Raw genomic sequence first — 24,896 nt, forward strand, 5'->3', positions numbered from 1 at the left:
GTCAGCGCCCCCGGTAGTTCGGGGCCTCGACGGTCATGTGAATATCGTGCGGGTGGCTCTCGACCAGCCCGGCGGACGTGATGCGGGTCAGCTGTCCGCGCTCCTTGAGATCGGTGATGGTGGCGGCGCCCGCGTAGCCCATGGAGGCCTGCAGGCCGCCGACGAGCTGGTGGGCCACGCCGGAGAGCGCGCCCCGGTAGGGCACCTGGCCCTCGATGCCCTCGGGGACGAGCTTGTCGTCGGAGAGGACGTCGTCGGCGAAGTACCGGTCGCGGCTGAACGACTGGTTGCCGCGCTTCTGCATGGCGCCCAGCGAGCCCATGCCGCGGTAGGTCTTGTACTGCTTGCCGTTCATGAAGACCAGCTCGCCGGGGGCCTCCTCGACGCCGGCGAACAGGCCGCCGATCATCACGGTGTCCGCGCCGGCGACCAGCGCCTTGGCGATGTCGCCCGAGTACTGCAGGCCGCCGTCGGCGATGACCGGCACGCCGGCCGGGCCGGCCGCCAGCCACGCCTCGTAGATGGCGCTGACCTGCGGGACGCCGACGCCGGCGACCACACGCGTGGTGCAGATCGAGCCCGGCCCGACGCCGACCTTGACCGCGTCGGCACCGGCGTCGATGAGCGCCTGCGCGCCGGCACGGGTGGCGATGTTGCCGCCCACGACCTCGACGCCGTCGTCGCCACCGAAGTCCTTCTTCACCCGGGCGACCATCTCGAGGACGGCGCGCTGGTGGCCGTGCGCGGTGTCGACGACGAGCACGTCGACCCCGGCCTCGACCAGCAGCCCGGCGCGCTTGTAGGCGTCCTCGCCGACGCCGAGCGCCGCGCCCACGACGAGCCGGCCGTTGGGGTCCTTGGTGGCCAGCGGGTACTGGTCGCGCTTGACGAAGTCCTTGACGGTGATGAGCCCGCGCAGCCGGCCGCCCTCGTCGACCAGCGGCAGCTTCTCCACCTTGTGCTTGGACAGCAGGCGCAGCGCGGTGTCGGCGTCGACGCCCACCGGCGCGGTGACCAGCGGCATCGGCGTCATGACGTCGCGCACGAGGCGGCTGTAGTCGGTCTCGAACCGCATGTCGCGGTTGGTGACGATGCCGACCAGCACGCCCTCGGCGTCGACGACCGGGGCGCCGGAGATGCGGTAGCGCGCGGACAGCGCGTCGACCTCGGCGAGGGTGTTGTCCGGCGAGCAGGTGACCGGGTTGGTGACCATCCCGGCCTCGGAGCGCTTCACCAGGTCGACCTGGCCGGCCTGGTCCTCCGCGGCGAGGTTGCGGTGCAGCACGCCCATGCCGCCGACGCGGGCCATGGCGATGGCCATCCGCGACTCGGTGACCGTGTCCATGGCGCTGGACAGCAGCGGGACGGCGAGGCGGATGCGCCGGGTCACCCGGCTGCTGGTGTCCACCTCGGCGGGGACGACGTCGGAGGCGCCGGGCACCAGCAGGACGTCGTCGTAGGTCAGGCCGAGCGGGGCGAACTTCGCCGGCAGCTCGGGCACGAAATCGGGCTGCACGTGGGCCGCCACCCCTCCACCATCCGGGAACGGACTCCGGCCGGCACCCCGTCCGGGCGCAGGAAGTCCAGCTCCGATCGTAGGCGGGGTGCCGTGCGAGCGGTGCTCCGCATGCCAGGCGGTTACCGTTGTCACGTGTCTGCGTTCGACGACGGCTCCGGCCTCGACTTCGGGGCCCACGACCCGGACTTCGGTCCGGGCTCCCAGGGTCCGCCGCCACTGACCATCGAGGAGCGCGCCGGCGTCCTGGACGACCTCGCCGAGCTCGAGGTGTTCCGCACGCTGCTGGAGCCCACCGGCGTCAAGGGCATCGTCGTCGACTGCCCGGACTGCGACGAGGAGCACCACGTCGACTGGGCGCTCATGCAGGCCAACCTGCGCCAGCTCCTCGACGAGGGGCAGACCGGCCGGCACGAGCCGCCGTTCGACCCCGACCCCGACGACTACGTCAGCTGGGACTACGCCAGCGGGTACGCCGACGGCGTCGCCGCGGCCGCCGAGCGGGACGAGCCCACCGGCCGCCACGGCGAGGGCCGGCACACGCACGACTGAGCTCCCACCCCGACTGCGGGGAAGTCGGCCCCCGGGCGCCCGCGTGGAGGCCAGTTTCCCCGCAGTTGGGTCAGAGGGCCGACGACGCCGCTGCAACCATGATCAGCACGCGCTGAGGGCCCCCTCCCGTCACGGGAAAGGGCCCTCAGCGCGCGTTGATCGTGCTAGCTCATGACTCCGCGGCGGAAGCCGATCGCGACGGCTTCGGCACGGTCCTTGGCGCCGAGCTTGCGGAACAGCCGGCGGGCGTGGGTCTTGATGGTGTCCTCGGACAGGTAGAGCTCGCGGCCGATCTGGGCGTTGCTCTTGCCCTGGCTCATGCCGGTCAGCACCTGCATCTCGCGCATCGACAGCGCCGCGGCGGGCGCGGCGTCGCGGACCGTCGAGCGGACCGTCGTCGGCGCGGAGCCGGCCAGCGGGGCGGCGCCGCTCCACGAGGAGGCGCCGACCAGCTGCTGGCTCGACGCCTGCTGCGGGATGCGGGCGCCCTCGGGGCGCAGGCCCACGCGGGAGATCCCCAGACCCATCTCGATGGGGCTCGCGTCCCAGCGCAGGTAGCCGCGCGCGCCGAACGCGACGGCGGCGCGCACGCTCTCGGCGTCGTCGGGCGCACCGAGCACCAGGACCGGCAGGCCCGGGTGGGCGCGCAGCGCCTGGGTGGCGGCGGTGAGGCCGGTGTCGACAGCGCGCTGGGTGCCGACGATGAGGACGTCGGGGGTGCGGGTGTCCAGCCGGGACAGCAGCGAGGCGGGGTCGCCCACCACCTCGACCCGGCCGACGAAGGACAGGGCGACCAGGCGGGAGGCGACGTCGTCCCGGACCCGCCGGCGCTCGTCGTACACCCACACGGTCGCGCCCGGGTTGCCGGTCGCACGCATCCTGTCGTCGATCACGCGGTGCTCCTCGCTCAGCCCGGCGGTCGGTGCCGGGTCCGTACCGGCCGGGGCTGACCCCGACCGGGTGTCGCTCGGGCGGGGGCTCCCCGGGTGGTGGGGAGCCCCGCGCCCTCGCGGGAGCCGGCTTCGTCCGGGCTTCTCCCCCTCCCGGATCCGGCACGACTCTGTTCCACGATGAGCACGTTCCGTGGCGGGCAACAGCACCCCTCACCCCCGGGGGTGAGGGGCACGATCGGGTGGTCGGCGCGAAAAGTTGCGATCACCGCGTGTTTGACCATGCAGGGCCTCGGGCACCGGGCCCCTTGCAGCCGGACAGTCCCTCCGGCTCGATCGACGCCTGGAGGAGACATGGCCGACATCCGCAGACTCCCGACTCCCGTAGCCGAGGTCTGGGACTGGCAGCTCCACGGTTCCTGCCGTGGCGAGAACACGTCCCTCTTCTTCCACCCCGACGGTGAGCGCGGGCCCGCCCGGGCCCGCCGTCAGGCCGCGGCCAAGGCCGTCTGCGGGCGCTGCCCCGTGATCGACGCCTGCCTCAAGCACGCGCTGTCGGTGCGCGAGCCCTACGGGGTCTGGGGTGGCATGAGCGAGGAGGAGCGGGCCCGGCTGATCGCCGCCGAGCCGGCCGCCGTCGCTGCCGGGGTCTGAGCGCCCCGCACGAACGCCGAGAGGGCCCGGTCCAGGATTCCTGGACCGGGCCCTCTCGCGTGCTGGGGGCGGCGCGGTGGGGGCGTCCTCCCTCACCGCCGCGCGTCCTCCCTCACGGTGTGCGGTGAGGGAGGACGCGCTGGGATCAGGTCACCTGATCCCAGCGCGGGTGATCAGTGGCTGTGGCCGTGCCCGCCGTGCGAGTGGCCGTGGGTGTGGTTCCCACCGGCGTGCTCGTCCTCCTCCTCCGGCGCCTCGACGACGGCGGAGTCGGTGGTGAGGATCATCGCCGCGATCGAGACGGCGTTCTCCAGGGCGGCCTTGGTGACCTTGACCGGGTCGATGACGCCCTGCGCGGCCAGGTCCCCGTACTCGCCGGTGGCGGCGTTGAAGCCCTGCCCCTTGCCGGCCTCGCGGACCTTGCTGACGACGACGCGGCCCTCGAAGCCGGCGTTCTCCGCGATCTGCACCGCGGGCGCCTCCAGGGCCGCGCGCACGGCGCGGGCACCGGTGAGCTCGTCCCCGGAGAGGTCGAGGGCGTCGATCGCCTCGGCCGCGTGCACCAGCGCCGAGCCGCCGCCGGGGATGACCCCCTCCTCGACCGCCGCGCGGGTGGCCGCGATGGCGTCCTCGATGCGGTGCTTGCGCTCCTTGAGCTCCACCTCGGTGGCCGCGCCGACGCGGATCACGCCGATGCCGCCGGCCAGCTTGGCGAGCCGCTCGGAGAGCTTCTCGCGGTCCCAGTCGGAGTCGGTGGCCTCGATCTCGCGGCGGATCTGGGCGACCCGGTCGGCGATGGTGTCGGCGGTGCCGCCGCCGTCGACGATCGTGGTGGTGTCCTTGGTGACGGTCACCCGGCGCGCGGTGCCGAGCACCTCGAGGCCGACCGACTCCAGGGACAGGCCGACGTCCTCGCTGACGACCTGACCGCCGGTGACGACGGCGAGGTCGGTCATGAAGGCGGTGCGGCGGTCGCCGAAGTAGGGCGACTTGACCGCGACGACCTTGATGGTCTTGCGGATCGAGTTGACGACCAGCGTGGACAGCGCCTCGCCCTCGACGTCCTCGGCCACGATGAGCAGCGGCCGGGCGCCGGAGCCGAGCACCTTCTCCAGCAGCGGGAGCAGGGTGGCCAGGGCGCCGACCTTGCCGCTGACCAGCAGCACGAGGGCGTCGTCCAGGACGGCCTCCATGGCCTCCTGGTCGGTGACGAAGTAGGGCGAGAGGTAGCCCTTGTCGAACTGCACGCCCTCGGTGACGTCGAGGTCGGTGTCGAGGGTGTTGCTCTCCTCGACGGTGATGACGCCGTCCTTGCCGACCCGCTCCATGGCCTCGCCGATGAGCTCGCCGACGGTGGCGTCCTGCGCGGAGATGGTGGCGACGCCGGAGATGGCGGCGCGGTCCTCGACCGGGGTCGCGGCGGCGTCGAGCGCGGCGTGCACCGCGTCGAGGGCGGCGCGCATGCCGCGGCCCAGGGCCATCGGGTTGGCGCCGGCGGCGACGTTGCGCATGCCCTCGTGGACCAGGGCCTGGGCCAGCACGGTCGCGGTGGTGGTGCCGTCACCGGCGACGTCGTTGGTCTTGGTGGCGACGGCCTTGGCGAGCTGCGCGCCGAGGTTCTCGTACGGGTCCTCGAGGTCGACCTCGCGGGCGATCGTCACGCCGTCGTTGGTGATGGTCGGCGCGCCGAACTTCTTGTCGATGACGACGTTGCGGCCGCGGGGGCCGATGGTCACCCGGACGGCGTCGGCGAGCTTGTCGACGCCGCGCTCGAGCGAGCGGCGGGCGTCCTCGTTGAACTTGATGATCTTGGCCATGAAGGAGCCTCTCGATCAGGGGGCGGGGCGGGCGGGTGCGGAGAGCCCGGAAAGACGACCGCCCCGGGACCCGAGTTCGGGTCGCCCGGGGCGGTCGAGGAGTGCTGGTGGAGCCGGTGACTAGGAGGTCACTTCTCCACGACGGCGAGCAGGTCGCGCGCCGAGAGCACGAGGTAGTCCTGGCCCGAGTACTTGACCTCGGTGCCGCCGTACTTCGAGTAGATGACCACGTCGCCGACGTTCACGTCGAGCGGGACGCGGTTGCCGTTGTCGTCGATGCGGCCGGGGCCCACGGCGACGACGGTGCCCTCCTGGGGCTTCTCCTTGGCGGTGTCAGGGATGACCAGACCGGAAGCGGTGGTGGTCTCGGCCTCGTTGGCCTGGACCACCACACGGTCCTCCAGCGGCTTGATGCTGACCTTGGTAGCGGTCGTCACGATGGTGACGCCCCCTTCGTTGTAGGACGGCAGGTGGCTGTGGTGCTGATGCTGTGGCACGGGATCCGGGCACCCGCCGTCGCGGGGGTCGGGCGCCAGCCCGTGTCGATTGGCACTCTACCTACGAGAGTGCCAGCCACTCAACCCGGTCCCCGGGGTGGGTGACGGCGGGACGGAACGGTACGTGCGCCAGGCTGTGCCGGTGGACCCCGACAGCGACGCGCAGGCCGCCGAGACGGTGCGCCAGCTGCGCGCCCTGGCGACGCCGGAGGGCGCCGCGGCGCTCACCCGCGCCGCCGCGCTCCTCGATGCCGGCGCGGACCCGGTCGCCGGGCTGACCCGGCTGCGCGCCGAGGTCGGGGCGGACCTGGCCGGGCCGGCCTGGGGCATCGCCCGGCAGCGGCTCAAGGCGCGGACGACGTTCGGGTCCGACGCCGACCGGCTGCTGTTCACCTCCGACACCCTCGAGCAGGCCGGCCGCCCCGAGCTGGCCGCCCGGCGCGCGGCCCGGCTGCTCGCCGGTGGCGCCGACTCGGTGGCCGACCTGGGCTGCGCGTCCGGCACCGACACGATCGCGCTCGCCCGCGCCGGTGCCCGCGTGCTCGCCGTCGACGTCGACCCGGTCGCCCGCGAGCTGACCGCGCTCAACGTCGAGGCGCTCGGGGTCGCCGACGACGTCTGGGTGGTCGCCGGGGACGCCGTTGAGCTGGTCGCGGCCGCGCGCGGCGGCGAGGTGGCCGGCTGCGGCGCCGCCGTCCTGGATCCCGCCCGGCGGGCCGGCGGGCACCGTCGGCTGGACCCCGACCGCTGGTCGCCCCCGTGGTCGACGGTCGCCGCGCTGCTGGAGAAGGTGCCGACGTCGGTGGTGAAGGTGGCCCCCGGCCTGGACCACGACCGCGTCCCCGCCGGCGTCGAGGCGGAGTGGGTCTCGGTCGGCGGCTCGATCGTCGAGGCGCTGCTCTGGGGCCCGGCGGTGGCGACGACGTGGCGGCGGGCCGCGCTGGTCCGCAACGGCGTCGTGCACGAGCTGACCGCCGACGCCGATCCCGGGCACGCCGCCACCGGCCCGGTCCGCGGCTGGCTGCACGAGCCGGACCCGGCGCTCATCCGCTCCGGGCTGATGTCCCTGGTCGCGGCCGACCTCGGTGCGACGCTGGTCGACGGGACGATCGCCTACCTCTCCTCCGACGGCCCCGCGGACTCCCCCTGGGTGAGCTCCTACCGGGTCGACGAGGTGCTGCCGTTCAACCTCAAGAAGCTGCGGGCCCTGCTGCGCGCCCGCGGCGTGGGCCGGGTGGTGGTCAAGAAGCGCGGCTCCCCCATCGAGCCCGAGCAGCTCGCCCGGCAGCTGCGCACCGACGCCCGCGGCACGGCGACCGTCGTCGTCACCCGCGTGGCCGGCGCTCCGACGGTGCTCGTCTGCGACGTCACCGCCTGAGGGCGGACATGGCCATTTCTGCCCGTGGGGTCAGCGGCTGACGGTCGTGATCGGCAGGGCGCTGTCGGCACCGAGGTCGGGGGCCGACGGCGCGACGCCGGCGGCGACCAGCCGAGAGCCGAGCGCGGCGACCATCGCGCCGTTGTCGGTGCACAGCTTCGGGCTGGGCACCCGGAGCACGATGCCGGCCTTCTCGCAGCGCTCCTCGGCCAGCGCGCGCAGCCGCGAGTTGGCCGCGACTCCCCCGCCGAGCACCAGGTGGTCGACGCCGTGGTCGCGGCACGCCCGCACGGCCTTGGCGGTGAGCACGTCGGCGACCGCCTCCTGGAACGACGCCGCGACGTCGGCCAGCGGCACCGGCTCGCCCGCGCGCTGCCGCGCCTCCACCCACCGGGCGACGGCGGTCTTGAGCCCGGAGAACGAGAAGTCGTAGGGCGCGTCGCCCCGGCCGGTGAGCCCGCGCGGGAACGCGATCGCCGACGGGTCGCCCTCGCGCGCGGCCTTGTCGATCGGCGGGCCGCCGGGGAACGGCAGGCCGAGCACCCGGGCCACCTTGTCGAAGGCCTCCCCCGCGGCGTCGTCGATGGTGCGGCCCAGCGGCTGCACGTCCTGGGCGAGGTCGGGCACCAGCAGCAGCGAGCTGTGCCCGCCGCTGACCAGCATCGCGATCGACGGCTCGGCCAGCGGCCCGTGCTGCAGCTCGTCGACGGCGACGTGCGCGGCCAGGTGGTTGACGCCGTACAGCGGCTTGTCCAGCGCCAGCGCGTAGGCCTTCGCGGCGGCGACGCCGACCAGCAGCGCGCCGGTCAGCCCCGGGCCGCTGGTGACGGCGACCGCGTCGATGTCGGAGGCGGCGATGCCGGCGTCGGCCAGCGCGCGGTGCACCGTCGGCACCATCGCCTCCAGGTGCGCCCGCGACGCGATCTCGGGCACCACCCCGCCGAAGCGCTCGTGCTCCGCCATCGAGGTGGCCAGGGCGTCGGCCAGCAGGGTGTGCCCGCGGACGATCCCGACCCCGGTCTCGTCGCAGGAGGTCTCGAACCCCAGCACCAGCGGTTCGCTCATGGCTTCGGCTCCACCATCGTCGCTCCCGCGGGACGCTCCGCTCCTCGCTCGTTCCTCGCTGCGATGCTCACGCCCCTGTCCGCTCCCTCTTCATCACGACGGCGTCGGTCCCGCTCGGCTGGTAGTAGCCGCGCCGCCGGCCGATCTCGGCGAACCCGCGGCGGCGGTAGAGCTCCTGGGCGTGCTCGTTGTCGGCGCGCACCTCGAGCAGCACCACCGGGCTGCGCCGGTCGGCCTCGGCGAGCAGCGCGTCGAGCAGCTGCGCGCCGATGCCCTCGCCCTGGCGGGCGCCGGTCACGCCGATCGTGGCGACGTGCGCCTCGTCGTCGTAGGCGATCAGCCCGGCATAGCCGACGACGGCGCCGGCGTCCTCGGCCACGAGGTAGGAGCGGGTGTCGGTCAGCGCGAGCTCCTCGCGGTACATCGCCGCCGTCCAGGTGTCGGGGGCGAAGAGCTCCTCCTCGAGCTCCATGACCGCGGGCAGGTCGGCCAGGCGCATGGGCCGCAGCGTGGTCACTGTGTCACGGGCTTGATCGTCGTCGGCGGCACGGCATCGGGCCGGCGCAGGTACATCGGCAGCAGCGGCCCGGCGGACGACGGATCGGCCAGCTGGGGAGCCGCGGCGCGCAGCAGCCCCGCCGTCGTCACCTGCGCGGGCTCCACCGCGGCACCGAGCCGCTCGGCGAACGCCGGGTCGCCGGCGAAGGGCCCCGGCCGGCCGAGCTGCTCGGGACGGACGACGTCGGGCCCCTCCACGCGCGCACCGGCGGCGTCGTAGGCGGCCCAGTAGACCTCCTTGCGGCGGGCGTCGGTGACGACCGTGCGCGCGCCGGAGCCGACGGCGTCCAGCGAGCAGACGCCGACGACCGGCAGCCCGCGGGCGTCGGCGAGCGCCGCGGCGGTGACGACGCCGACCCGCAGCCCGGTGAACGGGCCCGGCCCCAGGCCGGTGACGACGGCCTCGACGTCGGCGAGCGCCAGCCCGGCGTCGGCCAGCGCGTCCTGGATGGCGGGGGTGAGCAGCTCGGCGTGCTTGGTGCCCGACGGCACGGCCCGCTCGGCCAGCACCTCGACGCCGTCGGGCGACCACCGGGCGACGCCGGCGACGAGGGTCGGCGTGGCGGTGTCGAGCGCGAGGACGAGCACGAGAGGCCAGGGTAGTGCGCGCCGGCCGGTGGGTCAGAATGCGCGGGACCGGTGACCGCGCCGGACGCACCGGGAGGACGTGGCCGTGCCCCAGGACGAGTCCATCCAGGACGAGGCGGCACCGGCGCGCCCCGGGCTGCTCGGCCAGCTCGTGCGGTTCGTGCTCGTCGGCGGCTTCAGCGCCGTCGTCGACCTCTCGGTCTACTCCCTCGGCCTGCACCTCGGCCTGTCCACGTGGCTCGCACGGGCGGTCAGCTTCACCGCCGGGACGACGACGGCGTACGCGCTCAACCGGCGGTGGGCGTTCCAGGTGGAGGGCGGCGCGCGGCGGGCCGGCGGCTTCGCGCTGCTCTACGGGACGACGTTCTTCCTCATCCTCGGCGTGAACGCGCTCGCGCTGGTCCTGCTGCCCGACTCCTCGTGGAAGATCACGCTGGCCTGGGCGATCTCGCAGGGGCTGGGCACCGCGTGGAACTTCGTGATGCTGCGGCTGGTCGTCTTCCGGCACTGACCCGCACACGCTGGGTATCCCCAGAGTCACGCGGAGTCGCATACGCTGCGGGTGAAACGGAACCGTCCCACCCCGCGAATGGAACTCCCCGATGCCGGACGCCGTCAGCGGCGCGCGCACCCGTCCCGCCACCGCGTGAGCGTCCTCGCTCCGGAGCGGCCGGCCGGGGAACGCCGGACCCTCGACCGGCCCGCTCCGCACCCGGCCCGGCGCCCGGCGCGGCCCGGGCGGCCGGCCCCGGCGACGGCCGGGCACTTCCGCCCCGACATCCAGGGCCTGCGGGCGGTCGCCGTCGGCCTCGTCGTCCTGCACCACGTCACCGGCCGGCCGGCCGGCGGCTACATCGGGGTGGACGTCTTCTTCGTCATCTCCGGGTTCCTCATCACCGGGCTGCTGATCCGCGAGCGGGAGCGCACCGGCCGGATCTCCTTCCGCGACTTCTACGTCCGCCGGGCCCGCCGCATCCTGCCCGCCGCTGTCGTCGTCCTGGCCGTCACCAGCGTGGTCGCCCAGGTGCTCTTCCTGGGCCAGCGCGCGCAGCAGACCGTCCTCGACGCGCTGTGGTCGCTGGGCTTCGCGGCGAACGTGCACGCCGCGCAGAAGGGCACCGACTACTTCGACGCCGGCACCGCGCACTCCCCGCTCCAGCACTTCTGGTCGCTGTCGGTGGAGGAGCAGTTCTACGTCGGCTGGCCGGTGCTGGTCCTGGTCGTGAGCGCACTGGTGGCCGGCCGCGCCCGGCGGCTGGCGCTCGGCGGCGCCATGCTCGCGGTCTGCGCCGCGTCGTTCGCCTGGTCGGTCGCCGCGACCGCCGCCTCGCCGATGACCGCCTACTTCTCCACGTTCACCCGCGCCTGGGAGCTCGGTGCGGGCGCGCTGGTCGCGGTCGCGGCGCCCGCGCTGCCCCGGGTCCCGGCCGCGCTGCGCGCCGTCGCGGCCTGGGCCGGCCTCGCCGCGATCGGCGCCGCCGCGGTCACCTTCTCCGCCGAGACGGTGTTCCCCGGCCACGCCGCCGCGGTGCCGGTCCTCGGCGCCGCCCTGCTGGTGGCGTTCGGCGACGCGCCCGGCGGGCCCGGCGCCCGCCTGCTGGCCCTCCGGCCGATGCGCTTCGTCGGCGACATCTCCTACTCGCTCTACCTCTGGCACTGGCCGGTCGTCGTCCTGCTGGGGGCGGCGATCGGCACCGGGACCCGCACCTTCTGCGCGGCGGCGCTCCTCGCCTCGGTGCTGCTGGCGGTCGCCTCGTACCTCGGGATCGAGCGGCCGCTGCTCCGGCCGCACCCGGCGCGGGCCCGTGCGCTGCCCCGCCGCGCGGCGCTCGCCCGCCGGGCCCGGGGCGCCGCGGCCCTGGCCGCGCTCGGCGCGCTGACCGGCTGGGCCTGCATCGCGCTGCTCCCCGACCACCGCCCGCAGCCGGTGCACGCCGTCACGGCGGCGTCCGCCCCGACCCCGGACGTCGCCGACGCCGCCCTGGCACAGCTCCCCGCGCAGATCCGGGCCTCGCTCGACGTCGACGAGTGGGGCCCGCTCACCCCGTCCCTGGACGACCTCCCCCGCGCCAAGGCCCCCGAGTGGCAGCTCGACGACTGCCTCGACGTCGACGCCGGCAACGTGGACCGCTGCGTCTACGGCGATCCGGCGGCCCCGCACCGCGCGGTGGTCCTCGGCGACTCGATCGCGGCGAGCTGGGTGCCCGGCCTGCGGCAGGCGCTGCCCGCCGCCGAGTGGTCGATCCAGCTGCTGACCTGGCACGAGTGCCCGAACATCACCGCGACGGTCCGCGGCTACTCCGAGCCGGTCCTCAGCTCCTGCGACACCCACCGCACGTGGGCGCTGGACCGGATCGCCGCCGATCCGCCGGACGTGGTGATCATGAGCAACAACTACGCCGCCCCGCTGGTCGACCGCGCCGCCGACGTGGCGGCCACCTGGCGCTCGGGCGGCGAGCAGGTCATGGGCCGGGTGCTCGCCACCGGCGCCCGCGTCGTCGTCCTCGCCTCGCCGCCCACCTCGGTGGCGCTGGAGGAGTGCGCCACCGCGTTCAGCTCCCCCGCCGACTGCGTCGCTCCGCTGCCGGGCGCCTATCCCTTCGCCTCCGGCGTCGAGCGCGACGCCGCGGCGGCGGTCGGCGCCACCTGGGTCGCGACCGAGGAGTGGTTCTGCGCCGACGGCCGCTGTCCGGCCGTCGTCGGCAGCACCCCGGTCTACGTCGACCAGCTGCACCTCACCGCGCAGTACTCGCGCTCGCTGGCGCCGCAGCTGCGGCAGGCGGTCCTCGGCGGGTGACGTGCGCGGGCGTCAGCCGATCCGCTGCGCCCAGCCGGGGCCGTGCGGCACCAGCAGCGCGGTGCGGACGTCGTCGTCCCGGCGCTCGAGCCGCACCTCGAGGTGCTCGTCGGTCAGCTGCTCGACCAGGCCCTGCCCCCACTCGACCACGGTCAGCGAGTCGGCGACGGTGACGTCGAGGTCCAGGTCGTCGACGTCGGCCGGGCCGCCGAGCCGGTAGGCGTCGACGTGCACCAGCGGGAGCCGCCCGCCGGTGTGCACGCGGGCGATGACGAACGTCGGCGAGGTGACCGGCTCGGTCACCCCCAGCCCCCGGCCGAGGCCGCGGGTGAGCGCGGTCTTCCCGGCGCCCAGCGGCCCGACCAGGACCACCAGGTCACCGGGGACGGCGATGGCCGCCAGCTCGGCGCCGAGCCGCTCGGTGTCCTCGACGGTGGGCAGCAGGTGCTCGGCCTTCACGCGGCTCCTCCCAGCGATGCGGCGACGGCGGTCAGATCGGCGAGCAGCCCGGCGCGCGGGGCGCCGTTCGGCCCGAAGCGGATGGCCGCCGAGGGGTGGTAGGTCGCCCAGACGGCGCGGCCGTCGACGTCGTGCGGGCGGCCGCGGGCGGCGCCCAGCACGGTGCGCGGGCCGAGGAACCACTTCGCCGACGACAGCCCCAGCGCCACGACGACGGGGGCGTCGAGCAGCTCGAGCTGGCGGCGCAGCCAGCCGCTGCAGCGCGCCACCTCGGGGGCCTTCGGCGTCCGGTTGCCCGGCGGGCGGCACTTCACGATGTTGAGCACCGCGGCCTCGGCCCGGCTCAGGCCGGCCTCGTCGAGCAGCTGGTCGAGCAGCTGCCCCGACCTGCCGACGAACGGCCGGCCGGTCTCGTCCTCGGTCGCCCCGGGCGCCTCGCCGACCAGCACCAGCCGGGGGCGGCCTCCGGCGGGCACGTCACCGACGACGACGTGCTGCCGGGTGGCGGCCAGCTCGGGGCAGGCGACGCAGCCGCGGGCGGCGGTGGCCAGCGCGGTCCAGTCCGGAGCGGCCGCGGCGGTGCGGGCCACCTCCTCCGCGGGCGCGTCGGGCCGCGGCGATCGGGGTGCGGCCATGCTCAGCGCTCCGCCTGCTGCGCGGCGGCGACCCGGCGCAGCAGGTCGGTGAGCGCCGCGTCGACGACGTCCGGCTTCTCCAGCAGCACCATGTGCCCGGCGTCGGGGACGACGACGAACTCCGCGTCCTGCAACCTCTCCACGATGAGCTCGCTGTGCTCCTTGGGGATCATCCGGTCCGCGTCACCGGTGAGCACCAGGGTCGGGATCCGGCGCATCGGCTCCAGCGAGCCGGTCTCGTCCAGGCCGGCCAGCGACGGGTAGAACTCCGCGATCACGTCGACCGGGGTGCCGGCGATCATCGCGTCCACGTACTGCACCAGCGCCGGGTCGACGTCGGCCGAGGCGAACGACAGCGACCGGGTGGCGATCGACACCAGGTCCGCGGCCAGCCGGCGGGTGCCCTCGGCGAACGCGGGGCGGCGGCGCATCGTCCAGGCGGCGACCGGCAGCACCGCGGCCCGCACCCGGGTGAGGAACTCGGGCAGGCCGAAGTCGAGGTCGGCCAGGTTGCCGCTGGAGGTCGACAGCAGCGCGGCGCCGACGACCCGCGTGCCGAACAGCTCGGGCCGCAGCGCGGCCAGCCCCATGAGGGTCATGCCGCCCATCGAGTGGCCGACCAGGACGACCGGGCCGCGCGGCACCCGCGCCTCGAGCACGGCGGCCAGGTCGCGGGCCAGCTGCTCGATGGTGGAGTGCTCGCCGGGCCCGCGGCCGGAGGCGCCGTGCCCGCGCTGGTCGTAGAAGACCAGCCGGGCGGTCGGCCGGTGACCGTTCGCGGTGGCCAGCTGCGCGCCCAGCGACCGCCGCTGGAAGGCCCACGAGCCCATCGAGAGCGTGTAGCCGTGGACGAAGACGACGGTCAGCGGCGCGTCGGCCGGCCCCACCTCCTCGACGGCGAGCGGCACGCCGTCGTCCGCCCGCACCACGGCGGTGCGGTCCGCAGCCCGGGCCTCCGGCCCGAGCGGGTCGCTGGCCAGCAGCTCCGCGTCGGGCACCCCGGCCAGGTCGGCCGCCCGCGGGCGGCCGATGTCCAGCCGGCGCCGGGCGATGCGGGTGAGGGCGACCCCGGCCGCGGTGCCGGCGGCGGCCAGGCCGACGACCGCGCCGACGACGCCGACGGTGTGCGCGGAGGGGTGCGGCAGCTGGGGCGGGCGGGCCATCAGACCGCGCCGGCCGTGCCGACGTAGCGGCGGGGGAAGCGGCCCCCGACCCGGGTGACCAGCTCGTAGTGGATGGAGTCGGCGGCGTCGGCCCACTGCTGCGCCGTCGGCTCGCCGTCGTCGCCCGGGCCCCACAGCACGACGTCGTCCCCGGGCGCGATGACGTCGTCCCCCACGTCGAGCACGAACTGGTCCATGCACACCCGGCCGGCGATCCGCCGCTGCGCGCCGGCGGCCAGCACCGGTGCCCGGTTGCCGACGGCGCGCGGGATGCCGTCGGCGTAGCCGACCGGCACGAGCGCCAGCGTCGTCTCCCGCTCGGTGGTGTACGTGTGCCCGTACGAGACGCCGGCGCCGGCGGGCACCCGCTTGGTGTGCGCGACCTGCGCGCGCACCGTCATGGCGGGGCGCAGGCCGTGCGCGCGCGGGTCGCCGCCGAGCGGGTCCAGCCCGTAGAGCGCGATGCCGGGGCGCACCACGTCGAACCAGGTGCCGGGCAGCGCGATCGTCGCCGCCGAGTTGGCCAGGTGCCGCCGGGCGTCGGTCAGGCCGGCGTCGCGCGCGAGGGTGGTGGCCTCCTCGAAGACCCGCACCTGGGCGCCGATCGTCGGGTGCGTGGGGGCGTCGGCGTAGGCCATGTGGCTCCACAGCCCCGCGACGGTGACGTCGCCGTCGGCCTGGGCGCGCACCGCGGCGGCGACCAGCGCGGGCCAGTCCGCCGGGGTGGCGCCCTCGCGGGAGAGCCCGGTGTCGATGGCGAGGTGCACTCGGGCGGTCCGGCCCTCGGCGCGCGCGGCGGCGACGACCTCGTCGAGCCCCCAGCCGGCGCTCACGGAGAGCTCGACGTCGCCCCGCAGCGCGGCTGCGACGTCGGTGCCTGGGCCGTTGAGCCAGGCGAGGACCGGCGCGGTCACCCCGGCCGCGCGCAGGGCCAGCGCCTCGGGGACGACGGCGACGCCCAGCGCGTCGGCGCCACCGGCGAGCACCGCCCGGGCGGCCGGCACCAGGCCGTGCCCGTAGCCGTCGGCCTTGACCACGGCCATGAGCGGGCGGCCGACCCGCTCGCGCAGCACCGCCGTGTTCGCGGCGATCGCGTCGAGGTCGACCACCACCTCGGCGCGGCCGGCTCCCGGTTGTGTCGTCACGCCCCCGATTGTTCCAGGGTGGCCGGCGCGAGCCCGCGGACGCGGCCGACGGCCTCCGGCAGCCGCCGGACGAGATCGCCGGCCAGCAGCGGGCCCCGCTGCGCGGCGAGCTGGCCGGTGCGGCCGTGCAGGTGCGCCGCGGCCGCGGCCGCCTCGACCGCCGGCAGGCCCGTCGTCGCGGAGGTGGCCAGCAGCGCGCCGGCGATCCCGCTCAGGACGTCGCCGGTGCCGGCGGTGGCCAGCTCCGCCGTCCCGGTGCCGTTGACGAACGCCCTCCCGCCGGGCTCGGCGACGACGGTGGCGTCGCCCTTGAGCAGGACGACGGCGCCCAGGTCGGCGGCGAGCCGGCGGGCGGCGCCCACCCGGTCGGGGCCGACCGGCGCGCCGAAGCGCTCGAACTCGCGGTCGTGCGGCGTGAGCACGGTCGGCGCGCCGCGGCCGCGCACCAGGCCCGGCTCGCGGGCCAGCAGGGTGAGCGCATCGGCGTCGACGAGCACGGGGACGTCGGTGGCGAGGACCTCGGCCAGCACCTCGCGCGCGGCGTCGTCGGTGCCCATGCCGGGGCCGACGACCCAGGCCTGCACCCGTCCGGCGTCCGACGGCCGGCCGGCGGTGACGATCGCCTCCGGCCAGGCGGCGCGCACGCCCTCGGCGGCGGTGCCCGCGTAGCGGACCAGCCCGGGACGGGTGCGCAGCGCGGCGCCGGTGCACAGCACCCCGGCGCCCGGGTAGGTGGCCGAGCCGGCGACCACGCCGACGACGCCCTGCGAGTACTTGTCGTCGCCGGCCGACGGCGGTTCCAGCCGGGCCGCGACGTCGGCGGTCGGTGAGCTGGGCGACCGTCGGTGCCGGCAGGTGGGGGCCTAGGCCGATGTCGACCAGGTGGATCCGGCCGGCGTGCCCGCGGCCCTCCCCCACGGCCAGGCCGCGCTTGACCGCGCCGAAGGTGACCGTGTGCATCGCGGCGAACGCCGCACCGTCGACCGCGCCGGTGGAGGCGTCGATCCCGCTGGGGACGTCGACCGCGACCGTGATGCCCGCGCCCTCCGCGGCCACCCGCGCGAGCGCTGCCGCCTCGTTGCGCAGCCCGCCCCGCCCGCCGATGCCCAGGATGCCGTCGAGCACCAGGTCGGCCCGGGCGACGAGCTCCTCGATGCCCGGCTCCCCCACCGGAACGGCCCGCCCACCGGCGCGGCGCAGCGCGGCCAGGCCGCCGGGGTGCGCGCGGTCGCGGTCGAGCAGGACGGCGGTGACGCGGGCGCCGCGGCCGGCCAGCTGCGCCCCGGCGAACAGCGCGTCCCCCCCGTTGTTGCCGCTGCCCACGAGCAGGACGACGCGGCGGCCGTAGGTGCTGCCCGCCAGCCGCACGCAGACCGTGGCCAGGCCGGTGGCGGCGCGCTGCATGAGCGCGCCCGGCGGGGTGGATGCCAGCAGCGGCTCCTCGGCCGCGCGCACCTCGTCGGCGGTGAACAGCCCGATCACCGGGCCTCCTCACGCAGGACGCCCTCCGCGACGACGACCGCCGAGGCGATCCCGCCGTCGTGGCTGAGCGAGACGTGCCAGCTGCTCACCCCGAGCTGCGCGGCCCGCCCGGCGACGCTGCCGCGCACCTCCAGGTGCGGCCGGCCGTGGTCGCCGACGGTGATCTCGGCGTCGTGCCAATGCAGGTCGCCCGGGGCGCCGAGGGCCTTGGCCACCGCCTCTTTCGCGGCGAACCGCGCGGCCAGCGACTCGCCGGTGCGCGGCGCCCCCGACGGGGTGCGCTGCTCGGCCGCGGTGAACAGCCGGTCCCGCAGGCCCGGCGTGCGCTGCAGCGACGCCGCGAACCGCTCGACCGGCACGACGTCGATCCCGACCCCGATGATCACCGGCCCAGTCTGCCGCGCCCCCGCGGAGGGCGCGCGACGCCGTCCTCCCTCACCGCCGGGCGTCCTCCCTCGGCGCACACCACGAGGGAGGACGCGCTGGGATCAGGTCACCTGATCCCAGCGCGGGAGACCGGTCACTCGACGGTGACGGACTTGGCCAGGTTGCGCGGCTGGTCGACGTCGTAGCCGCGGGTGTCGGCGATCTCGCAGGCCAGCACCTGCAGCGGCACCGTCGTGACCACCGGGGCCAGCAGCGTCGGCGTCCGGGGCACGCGGATCAGGTGGTCGGCGTAGGGGACGACGTCCTCGTCGCCCTCCTCCGCGATCACGATCGTGCGGGCGCCGCGGGCGCGGACCTCCTGGATGTTGGACACGACCTTGCCGTGCACCGACTCGCGGCTGCGCGGCGAGGGCACGATGACGACGACCGGCGTCCCCTGGTCGATGACGGCGATCGGCCCGTGCTTGAGCTCACCGGCGGCGAACCCCTCGGCGTGGATGTAGGCCAGCTCCTTGAGCTTCAGCGCCCCCTCCAGCGCGACGGGGAACCCGACGTGCCGGCCGAGGAACAGCACCGTGCCGGCGTCGGCGAGCGAGCGGCCCAGGGCGCGGACCTCCTCCATGCTCTCCAGCACCGAGGCGACGGCGTCCGGCAGCTTGCGCAGGTCGTCGACGATGGCGGCGATCTCGTCCTCGAACTTCATGCCGCGCACCTGGGCGAGGAAGAGCCCCACCAGGTAGCAGGCCACGATCTGGCTGAGGAACGCCTTGGTCGAGGCGACCGCAATCTCCGGGCCGGCGTGGGTGTAGAGCACGGCGTCGGACTCGCGCGGGATGGTGGACCCGTTGGCGTTGCAGATCGCGAGCACGCGCGCCTTCTGCTCCTTGGCGTGCCGCAGCGCCATGAGTGTGTCCATCGTCTCGCCGGACTGGCTGATGACGACGACCAGCGTCGAGCGGTCCAGGACCGGGTCGCGGTAGCGGAACTCGCTGGCCACCTCGACCTCGACCGGGATGCGCGTCCAGTGCTCGATCGCGTACTTGGCGATCAGGCCCGCGTGGTACGAGGTGCCGCAGGACACCACGAAGATCTTGTCGATGTCGCGCAGCTCCTGGTCCGAGAGCCGGACCTCGTCGAGCACCAGCTCGCCGTTCTCCCCGAGCCGGCCCAGCAGGGTGTCGGCGATGGCCTGCGGCTGCTCGGCGATCTCCTTGAGCATGAACCAGTCGTAGCCGCCCTTCTCGGCGGCCGCGGCGTCCCAGTCGACGGTGTAGGCGGTGGGCTCGACGGCTCCGCCGGCGAAGTCGGTGACCGTCACCCCGCGGGTGCGGTCGATCTCGACGACCTGGTCCTGGCCGAGCTCGAGGGCGTCGCGGGTGTGCCCGATGAAGGCGGCGACGTCGGAGCCGAGGAAGAACTCACCGTCCCCGACGCCGACGACCAGCGGGCTGCTGCGGCGGGCCGCGACGAGGGTGTCGGGCTCGCTCACCGCGCTGCCGACGAGGGTGAAGGCGCCCTCCAGGCGGCGGCACACGGCGCGCATGGCCTCGGCCAGGCGGCCCTCGCCCTCCGGCGTCGCGGCGTAGGCGCGGGCGAGCAGGTGCGCGGCGACCTCGGTGTCGGTCTCGGACAGCAGCTCCAGGCCCTCGGCCTCGAGCTCGGCGCGCAGGACGGCGAAGTTCTCGATGATCCCGTTGTGGACCACGGCCACCGAGCCGTCGGCGGACAGGTGCGGGTGCGCGTTGCGGTCGGTCGGGCCGCCGTGGGTGGCCCACCGGGTGTGCCCGATGCCCACGGTCGCCGCCGGCAGCGGCGTCTCGGCCAGCACCTTCTCCAGGTTGGCGAGCTTGCCGGCCTTCTTCGCCGAGCTCAGCTCACCGTCGGCGACGACGGCGATCCCCGCCGAGTCGTAGCCGCGGTACTCCAACCGCCGCAAGCCCTCCAGGACCACCTCGGTGGCGTCTCGGGGGCCGACGTATCCAACGATTCCGCACATTTGACCCAAGGTACCGGCAGTGGCGGACCGATCCGTCCACATCGCGGATCCGACGCACCGGGGCGCCCCAGGGGCCCCCGGCGGCCCCAGCCGTCACAGCGGCAGGGGGTCAGTCGACGGCGGCGACGACGTCGGCGAGGCTGCGCGCCACCCGGTCGGCCTGCTCCTGCGTCGGGGCCTCGACCATGACGCGCACGAGCTGCTCGGTGCCCGACGGGCGGAGCAGGACGCGGCCGGCGTCGCCGAGCTCGGCCTCCACCGCGTTGACCGCCTCGGCGACCGCGTCGCTCTCGGCGACCGCGATCCGGTCGCGCACCGGCACGTTGATCAGCACCTGCGGCAGCTTCTGGACCACCCCGGCGAGGGCGGCCAGCGAGGTACCGGTGGCGACCATGCGGGACATCAGCGCCAGCCCGGTGAGCACGCCGTCGCCGGTGGTCGCGTGGTCGAGGAAGACCAGGTGCCCGCTCTGCTCGCCGCCCAGGCTCAGGCCGCGCTCGCGCAGCGCCTCGAGGACGTAGCGGTCGCCGACGGCGGTGGTCTGCACCGCGATGCCGGCGTCGCGCATCGCGTGGTGGAACCCGAGGTTGCTCATCACGGTGGCGACGACGGTGTCGCCGGCGAGCGCGCCGCGCTCGTGCAGCGCCAGCGCGCACACCGCGAGGATCGCGTCGCCGTCGACGACGTCGCCATCGGCGGTGACGGCCAGGCAGCGGTCGGCGTCGCCGTCGTGGGCGAGGCCGAGGTCGGCGCCCACGGCCCGGACCCGCTCGATCAGCGGCTCCAGGTGGGTCGAGCCGATGCCGTCGTTGATGTTCCAGCCGTCGGGCTCGCAGCCGATGGCGTGCACCGTGGCCCCGGCGCGCCGGTAGACCTCGGGGGCGATCGCCGCGGCGGCGCCGTGCGCCCCGTCGACGACGACGGTGAGACCGGTGAGCGGCCGGTCGACGGTCGACAGCAGGTGCGTGACGTACTCGTCGGCGGCGGTCGGGAGGGCGCGGACCCGCCCGATGGCGGCGCCGCTGGGCCGCGGGTCGGTGACGCCCCCGGCGGCGACGGCCCGCTCGATGGCCACCTCGACGGCGTCGGGCAGCTTGTGCCCGCCCCGGCTGAACAGCTTGATGCCGTTGTCGGGCATCGGGTTGTGGCTGGCCGAGATCATGACGCCGAGATCGGCGCCGGTGGACCCGGTCAGGTGCGCGAGGGCCGGCGTCGGGACGACGCCGGCGAGGAGCACCTCGGCCCCCGCGCTGGTGAGGCCCGCCACGACGGCGGCCTCCAGCATCTCCCCGCTGGCCCGGGGGTCACGGCCGACGACCGCGACGGGACGCGAGGTCCCGTCGCGGTCGGCGAGCACGCCTGCGGCGGCACGGGCCACCGACAGCGCCAGCTCCGGCGTGAGGTCGGCGTTGGCACGACCCCGGACGCCGTCGGTCCCGAACAGGCGACCCACGGACGTACCGGTCAGCGCTTGGAGTACTGGGGCGCCTTGCGGGCCTTCTTGAGCCCGTACTTCTTGCGCTCGGTGACGCGGGGGTCACGAGTCAGGAAGCCGGCCTTCTTGAGGGCGGGACGGTCGTCCGGCTCGACCTCGATCAGCGCGCGGGCGATCGCGAGGCGCAGCGCGCCGGCCTGACCGGAGACACCGCCGCCGTGCAGCAGGCCGATGACGTCGTACTGCTCGGCCTTCTCGAGGATCACGAACGGCTCACGGATGAGCTGCTGGTGCACCTTGTTCGGGAAGTAGTCCTCGATGGTGCGGCCGTTGAGCTTGAACTGGCCGGTGCCGGGCACGAGGCGCACGCGGACGATGGCCTCCTTGCGGCGACCGACGGTCTGGATCGGACGCCCGTCGGCGTCGGTCACGGTCAGAGCGCTGGTCACTGGGCCACCTGCTTGATCTCGTAGTTCTGGGGCTGCTGCGCAGCGTGGGGGTGCTCGGGGCCCGCGTAGACCTTGAGCTTCTTGAGCATCTGACGGCCCAGGCTGTTGTGCGGGAGCATGCCCTTGACGGCGCGCTCGATGACGCGGTCGGGGTGCGTCTTCAGCTGGTCGCCGACGTGGATCGTCGTGAGGCCGCCCGGGTGGCCCGAGTGGCGGTAGGCCCGCTTGTCGTCCCGCTTGCTGCCCGTGAGGGCGACCTTCCCGGCGTTGATGATGACGACGAAGTCGCCGACGTCGACGTGCGGGGCGTACTGCGGCTTGTGCTTGCCGCGCAGGATCTGCGCGGTCTGGCTGGCCAGTCGGCCGAGCACCACATCGGTGGCGTCGATGACGAGCCAGGCCCGGTCGATCTCGCCGGGCTTGGGGGTGTACGTGCGCACGGCGCTCGTGTCCTCCGTCGTTGTCGGGAAGGCTGGTGGGATCGCCTCACCGAGCACGGGAGACGTTGCGACGCGCGGGCACCAGCCGGCTGGCGCGCGCCAGCCGATCACGATACCAGCCGCGCCGACCCGTCCTCCCGTCGCGGGCGGAGCTCAGGCCGGGGTGATCTCGCGCAGCAGCCCGGTGGTCACGTCGTAGACGGTGCCGCGCACCTCGCGGGAGAGCAGGTAGGGGCTCTCCTGGATGAGCCGGATCGACTCCCGGACGTCCTGGTCGACGTCGGTGAAGGCGCGCGCGGCCCACGGCGGGCGCCGGCCCGTGGCCTTCTCGACCGCGTCGGCGAAGGAGATGTCGTCGGTGGACTGCAGGCCGCACTCGGTGTGGTGCACCAGCACGATCTCGCGGGTGCCCAGCGCGTGCTGGCTGATCGTCAGCGACCGGATGACGTCCTCGGTGATGACCCCGCCGGCGTTGCGGATGACGTGCGCGTCACCGACGTCGAGCCCCAGGACGCCGAACAGCGGGATGCGCGAGTCCATGCACGCGACCACGGCCACCTTGCGGCCCGGGCGCACCGGCTTGCTGCCCGGGAACCTCTCGGCCCACTGCTTGTTCGCCTCGAGCATCTGGTCGATCTCGGCCACGCGTCCTCCTCGTCTGGTGATCATGACCCTAACGGCGGCCGCCGGGCGCCGCATCGGCGAGGATGGGCCGGTGCGGACGGTCGAGGAACACCAGGCGGCGGTCACCGCGCTGCTCCCCCTGCTGCCCGAGGAGACCGTGCCGCTGACGGCGGCGCACGGGCGGGTGCTGGCCCGCGACGTCGTCGCGGCGGTCGCGCTCCCGGGCTTCGACAACTCCGCGATGGACGGCTACGCCGCCCGGTGGGCCGAGGTGGGCGGCGCCGCCCGGCAGGCGGTCCGGCTGCCGGTCGCCGAGGACATCCCGGCCGGGCGCACCGACGTCGTCCCCCTGGCGCCGGGCACGGTGCACCGGATCATGACCGGCGCGCCGCTCCCCCCGGGGGCCGACGTCGTCGTGCCGGTGGAGCTGACCGACGCCGGCACCGACGTCGTGGAGATCCGCGACTCCCCCGCCGCCGGCACGCACCTGCGCCGGGCCGGTGAGGACATCGCCGCCGGTGACGTAGCGCTCGCAGCCGGGTCCGCCCTCGGCGCCGCGCAGCTGGGGCTGGCTGCCGCCGTCGGCGTCACGGAGCTGCCGGTGCGCCGGCAGCCGCGGGTGCTCGTCCTCTCCACCGGCAGCGAGCTCGTCGCCCCCGGCGAGCCGCTGGCCCCCGGCCAGATCTACGAGTCCAACTCGCTGCTGCTCGCCGCGGCGGTCGAGGAGGCCGGCGGCCTGCCCCGCCGGCTGCACTTCGTGCCCGACGACGTCGAGCAGTTCCTGGCCACCGTCCGCGCGGAGCTCGCGACGGCGGACCTGCTGGTCACCAGCGGCGGGGTCAGCGCCGGCGCCTACGAGGTGGTCAAGGACGCCTTCCGCGCGCTCGGCACCGTCGAGTTCGGCAAGGTCGCCATGCAGCCCGGGGGCCCGCAGGGCGCCGGCACCGTCGACGGCGTCCCCGTGGTCACGCTGCCCGGCAACCCGGTGAGCGCGTTCGTCTCCTTCGAGGTGTTCGTCCGCCCCGCGCTGCGCCGCGCGCTCGGGCACACCTCCCCCGACCGGCTGCGCGCGCCCGCGCGGCTGACCGGTCCGCTGCGCTCGCCGGCCGGCCGCCGGCAGTTCCTGCGCGGGTACGTCGAGGGGGGCGAGGTCTCGCAGGTCGGCGGCCCCGGCTCGCACCTGGTCGCGCACCTGGCGCGGGCCAACTGCCTGGTCGTCGTCCCCGAGGACGTCACCGAACTCGCCGCCGGCGCCGAGGTCGACGTCGTGCTGATCGAAGGAGCTCTCCGATGAACCGGTTGACCCACGTCGACGAGACCGGCGCCGCCCGCATGGTCGACGTCAGCGCCAAGGCGGTGACCGCCCGCGAGGCGACCGCCGCCGGCCGGGTGCTGGTCGGCCCCGGGGTCGTCGCCCTGCTCCGCGGCACCGGCGTGCCCAAGGGGGACGCGGTCGCGGTCGCGCGGATCGCCGGGATCGCCGGCGCCAAGCGGACGCCGGACCTCGTGCCGCTGTGCCACCCGATCGCGCTGCACGGCGTCACCGTCGACCTCGAGGTCACCGACGACGCCGTCGAGATCACCGCGACCGCCCGCACCGCCGACCGCACCGGCGTCGAGATGGAGGCGCTCACCGCCGTCACCGTCGCCGGGCTGACCATGATCGACATGGTCAAGGCGGTCGACCCGCGGGCGTCGATCACCGACGTGCGGCTGCTGCGCAAGTCCGGCGGCAAGAGCGGGGAGTGGACCCGATGATGCCCGCGGGCGCCCGCGCGCTCGTGGTGACCGCCTCCAACCGCGCCGCGGCCGGCGTCTACGAGGACCGCAGCGGGCAGGCCCTCGCCGCGGGCCTGGCCGAGCTGGGCTTCCAGGTGGAGGGCCCCAAGGTGCGGCCCGACGACGCCGATCAGCTCGAGGACGTGCTCCGCGCCGCCGTCGACGCCGGGATCGAGGTCGTGCTCACCACCGGCGGCACCGGGCTCTCCCCCACCGACGTCACCCCGGAGGCCACCCGCCGCGTGCTCGAGCGCGAGGCGCCCGGCATCGCCGAGGCGGTCCGGCGGTACGGCGCGGAGAACGGCGTCCCCACGGCGGTGCTCTCCCGCGGCCTGGCCGGCGTCGCCGGCCGGACGTTGATCGTCAACCTGCCCGGCTCCACCGGCGGCGTGAAGGACGGCCTCGCCGTCCTCGGCCCGCTGCTCCCCCACGTGGTCAGCCAGCTCCGCGGCGGCGATCACTGAGCACACTGTCGCGCTCCGCGCTCCGACCGCGGCCAAGAGCCGTCCCCGGCCTGCGCTGAGCGCGTCCGCGTCACCGGCGGAGGAGCCTCCGGCCCCGTCCACCGGCGTCGCCGTCGCAGGCGGCTC

General features: G+C 75.3%; 26 protein-coding genes and 1 pseudogene. 8 read left to right on the forward strand and 19 right to left on the reverse strand.

The annotated features are described in order from the left end of the window. Position 1: 1 nt before the first annotated feature. Entirely contained in the window at positions 2-1,516 is a 1,515-nt protein-coding gene (gene guaB, locus JKP75_RS16005; RefSeq protein WP_200490266.1) for an IMP dehydrogenase, read from the reverse strand. Between the two features lie 135 nt (positions 1,517-1,651). On the opposite strand from guaB, the gene JKP75_RS16010 reads away from it, so the two are divergent. After that, positions 1,652-2,068, forward strand: a complete 417-nt coding sequence (locus JKP75_RS16010; RefSeq protein WP_200493234.1) for a DUF5319 family protein — start codon at positions 1,652-1,654, stop codon at positions 2,066-2,068. Between the two features lie 164 nt (positions 2,069-2,232). On the opposite strand, the gene JKP75_RS16015 is transcribed toward JKP75_RS16010, so the two are convergent. Beyond that, positions 2,233-2,946: a response regulator transcription factor gene (locus tag JKP75_RS16015; RefSeq protein ID WP_200491330.1), complete on the reverse strand. Its 714-nt coding sequence runs from the start codon at positions 2,944-2,946 to the stop codon at positions 2,233-2,235. Positions 2,947-3,312: 366 nt separating this feature from the next. Between JKP75_RS16015 and JKP75_RS16020 the strand changes: the two genes are divergently transcribed. Next, entirely contained in the window at positions 3,313-3,612 is a 300-nt protein-coding gene (locus tag JKP75_RS16020; RefSeq protein WP_091981649.1) for a WhiB family transcriptional regulator, read from the forward strand. Between the two features lie 173 nt (positions 3,613-3,785). Here the strand turns inward: JKP75_RS16020 and groL are convergent, their stop codons facing one another. After that, positions 3,786-5,429 (reverse strand): chaperonin GroEL, encoded by a 1,644-nt coding sequence (gene groL / locus JKP75_RS16025; protein ID WP_200490264.1) that lies wholly within the window; start codon positions 5,427-5,429, stop codon positions 3,786-3,788. Between the two features lie 128 nt (positions 5,430-5,557). Continuing rightward, the gene (gene groES, locus JKP75_RS16030; RefSeq protein WP_200491328.1) at positions 5,558-5,869 is read right to left on the reverse strand and encodes a co-chaperone GroES; all 312 of its coding nucleotides are present in this window, start codon (positions 5,867-5,869) and stop codon (positions 5,558-5,560) included. A gap of 199 nt (positions 5,870-6,068) precedes the next feature. Between groES and JKP75_RS16035 the strand changes: the two genes are divergently transcribed. Continuing rightward, a complete protein-coding gene (locus JKP75_RS16035) occupies positions 6,069-7,304 on the forward strand; it encodes a 50S ribosomal protein L11 methyltransferase (protein WP_200490262.1) in 1,236 nt (411 codons plus the stop codon). 30 nt (positions 7,305-7,334) lie between these two features. Here the strand turns inward: JKP75_RS16035 and tsaD are convergent, their stop codons facing one another. The 3 genes from tsaD to tsaB all read right to left on the reverse strand — a co-directional run bounded on the left by tsaD (position 7,335) and on the right by tsaB (position 9,515). Further along, on the reverse strand, positions 7,335-8,369 hold the full coding sequence (gene tsaD, locus JKP75_RS16040; RefSeq protein ID WP_200493237.1) for a tRNA (adenosine(37)-N6)-threonylcarbamoyltransferase complex transferase subunit TsaD: 1,035 nt from the start codon (positions 8,367-8,369) through the stop codon (positions 7,335-7,337). Between the two features lie 67 nt (positions 8,370-8,436). Beyond that, positions 8,437-8,868 carry a ribosomal protein S18-alanine N-acetyltransferase gene (gene rimI, locus JKP75_RS16045; RefSeq protein ID WP_200490261.1) on the reverse strand — a complete coding sequence of 144 codons (432 nt, stop codon included), beginning with the start codon at positions 8,866-8,868 and terminating at the stop codon, positions 8,437-8,439. A gap of 14 nt (positions 8,869-8,882) precedes the next feature. After that, on the reverse strand, positions 8,883-9,515 hold the full coding sequence (tsaB, locus tag JKP75_RS16050) for a tRNA (adenosine(37)-N6)-threonylcarbamoyltransferase complex dimerization subunit type 1 TsaB (protein ID WP_200490259.1): 633 nt from the start codon (positions 9,513-9,515) through the stop codon (positions 8,883-8,885). Between the two features lie 85 nt (positions 9,516-9,600). Here tsaB and JKP75_RS16055 point away from each other — a divergent pair, with 85 nt between their 5' ends. Next, entirely contained in the window at positions 9,601-10,026 is a 426-nt protein-coding gene (locus tag JKP75_RS16055; protein ID WP_309229914.1) for a GtrA family protein, read from the forward strand. Positions 10,027-10,161: 135 nt separating this feature from the next. Continuing rightward, complete coding sequence (locus JKP75_RS16060) at positions 10,162-12,312, forward strand: acyltransferase family protein (protein WP_200490258.1); 2,151 nt, start codon at positions 10,162-10,164, stop codon at positions 12,310-12,312. Positions 12,313-12,324: 12 nt separating this feature from the next. On the opposite strand, the gene tsaE is transcribed toward JKP75_RS16060, so the two are convergent. The 12 genes and pseudogenes from tsaE to JKP75_RS16115 all read right to left on the reverse strand — a co-directional run bounded on the left by tsaE (position 12,325) and on the right by JKP75_RS16115 (position 22,548). Further along, on the reverse strand, positions 12,325-12,771 hold the full coding sequence (gene tsaE, locus JKP75_RS16065; RefSeq protein WP_200490256.1) for a tRNA (adenosine(37)-N6)-threonylcarbamoyltransferase complex ATPase subunit type 1 TsaE: 447 nt from the start codon (positions 12,769-12,771) through the stop codon (positions 12,325-12,327). After that, entirely contained in the window at positions 12,768-13,406 is a 639-nt protein-coding gene (locus JKP75_RS16070; protein WP_200490254.1) for a uracil-DNA glycosylase, read from the reverse strand. Before JKP75_RS16070 ends, tsaE begins: the two co-directional genes overlap by 4 nt. A 2-nt stretch (positions 13,407-13,408) precedes the next feature. Continuing rightward, complete coding sequence (locus tag JKP75_RS16075; RefSeq protein ID WP_200490253.1) at positions 13,409-14,569, reverse strand: alpha/beta fold hydrolase; 1,161 nt, start codon at positions 14,567-14,569, stop codon at positions 13,409-13,411. Then, positions 14,569-15,714 (reverse strand): alanine racemase, encoded by a 1,146-nt coding sequence (gene alr, locus JKP75_RS16080; protein WP_200490251.1) that lies wholly within the window; start codon positions 15,712-15,714, stop codon positions 14,569-14,571. The genes JKP75_RS16075 and alr overlap by 1 nt, the downstream gene beginning before the upstream one ends. Next, positions 15,711-16,466 (reverse strand): NAD(P)H-hydrate dehydratase, encoded by a 756-nt coding sequence (locus tag JKP75_RS21745; protein WP_309230014.1) that lies wholly within the window; start codon positions 16,464-16,466, stop codon positions 15,711-15,713. The genes alr and JKP75_RS21745 overlap by 4 nt, the downstream gene beginning before the upstream one ends. Before the next feature lie 172 nt (positions 16,467-16,638). After that, positions 16,639-17,118: pseudogene (locus tag JKP75_RS21750) on the reverse strand (NAD(P)H-hydrate epimerase); the annotation flags it as partial. Between the two features lie 74 nt (positions 17,119-17,192). Beyond that, the gene (locus JKP75_RS16090) at positions 17,193-17,582 is read right to left on the reverse strand and encodes a holo-ACP synthase (protein ID WP_200490247.1); all 390 of its coding nucleotides are present in this window, start codon (positions 17,580-17,582) and stop codon (positions 17,193-17,195) included. 134 nt (positions 17,583-17,716) lie between these two features. Further along, positions 17,717-19,579 carry a glutamine--fructose-6-phosphate transaminase (isomerizing) gene (glmS, locus tag JKP75_RS16095; protein WP_200490245.1) on the reverse strand — a complete coding sequence of 621 codons (1,863 nt, stop codon included), beginning with the start codon at positions 19,577-19,579 and terminating at the stop codon, positions 17,717-17,719. Between the two features lie 109 nt (positions 19,580-19,688). Continuing rightward, positions 19,689-21,032: a phosphoglucosamine mutase gene (glmM, locus tag JKP75_RS16100; protein ID WP_200490243.1), complete on the reverse strand. Its 1,344-nt coding sequence runs from the start codon at positions 21,030-21,032 to the stop codon at positions 19,689-19,691. Positions 21,033-21,043: 11 nt separating this feature from the next. Beyond that, positions 21,044-21,463 (reverse strand): 30S ribosomal protein S9, encoded by a 420-nt coding sequence (gene rpsI, locus JKP75_RS16105; RefSeq protein WP_200490241.1) that lies wholly within the window; start codon positions 21,461-21,463, stop codon positions 21,044-21,046. Then, a complete protein-coding gene (rplM, locus tag JKP75_RS16110; RefSeq protein WP_200490239.1) occupies positions 21,460-21,903 on the reverse strand; it encodes a 50S ribosomal protein L13 in 444 nt (147 codons plus the stop codon). The genes rpsI and rplM overlap by 4 nt, the downstream gene beginning before the upstream one ends. A 153-nt stretch (positions 21,904-22,056) precedes the next feature. Next, entirely contained in the window at positions 22,057-22,548 is a 492-nt protein-coding gene (locus JKP75_RS16115; protein WP_200490238.1) for a carbonic anhydrase, read from the reverse strand. Between the two features lie 22 nt (positions 22,549-22,570). Between JKP75_RS16115 and glp the strand changes: the two genes are divergently transcribed. Genes glp through JKP75_RS16130 form a run of 3 tightly spaced genes read left to right on the forward strand, consistent with a single transcriptional unit; the run spans position 22,571 to position 24,770 of the window. Then, positions 22,571-23,821 carry a gephyrin-like molybdotransferase Glp gene (glp, locus tag JKP75_RS16120; protein ID WP_207147060.1) on the forward strand — a complete coding sequence of 417 codons (1,251 nt, stop codon included), beginning with the start codon at positions 22,571-22,573 and terminating at the stop codon, positions 23,819-23,821. Further along, positions 23,818-24,285, forward strand: a complete 468-nt coding sequence (gene moaC, locus JKP75_RS16125; protein ID WP_200490234.1) for a cyclic pyranopterin monophosphate synthase MoaC — start codon at positions 23,818-23,820, stop codon at positions 24,283-24,285. Before glp ends, moaC begins: the two co-directional genes overlap by 4 nt. Continuing rightward, the gene (locus tag JKP75_RS16130) at positions 24,282-24,770 is read left to right on the forward strand and encodes a molybdenum cofactor biosynthesis protein B (protein ID WP_200490232.1); all 489 of its coding nucleotides are present in this window, start codon (positions 24,282-24,284) and stop codon (positions 24,768-24,770) included. The genes moaC and JKP75_RS16130 overlap by 4 nt, the downstream gene beginning before the upstream one ends. The last annotated feature ends 126 nt before the right edge of the window (positions 24,771-24,896 follow it).

The organism is Blastococcus sp. TML/M2B, assembly GCF_016612865.1.
In the GTDB taxonomy this organism is placed as follows: Bacteria; Actinomycetota; Actinomycetes; order Mycobacteriales; family Geodermatophilaceae; genus Blastococcus.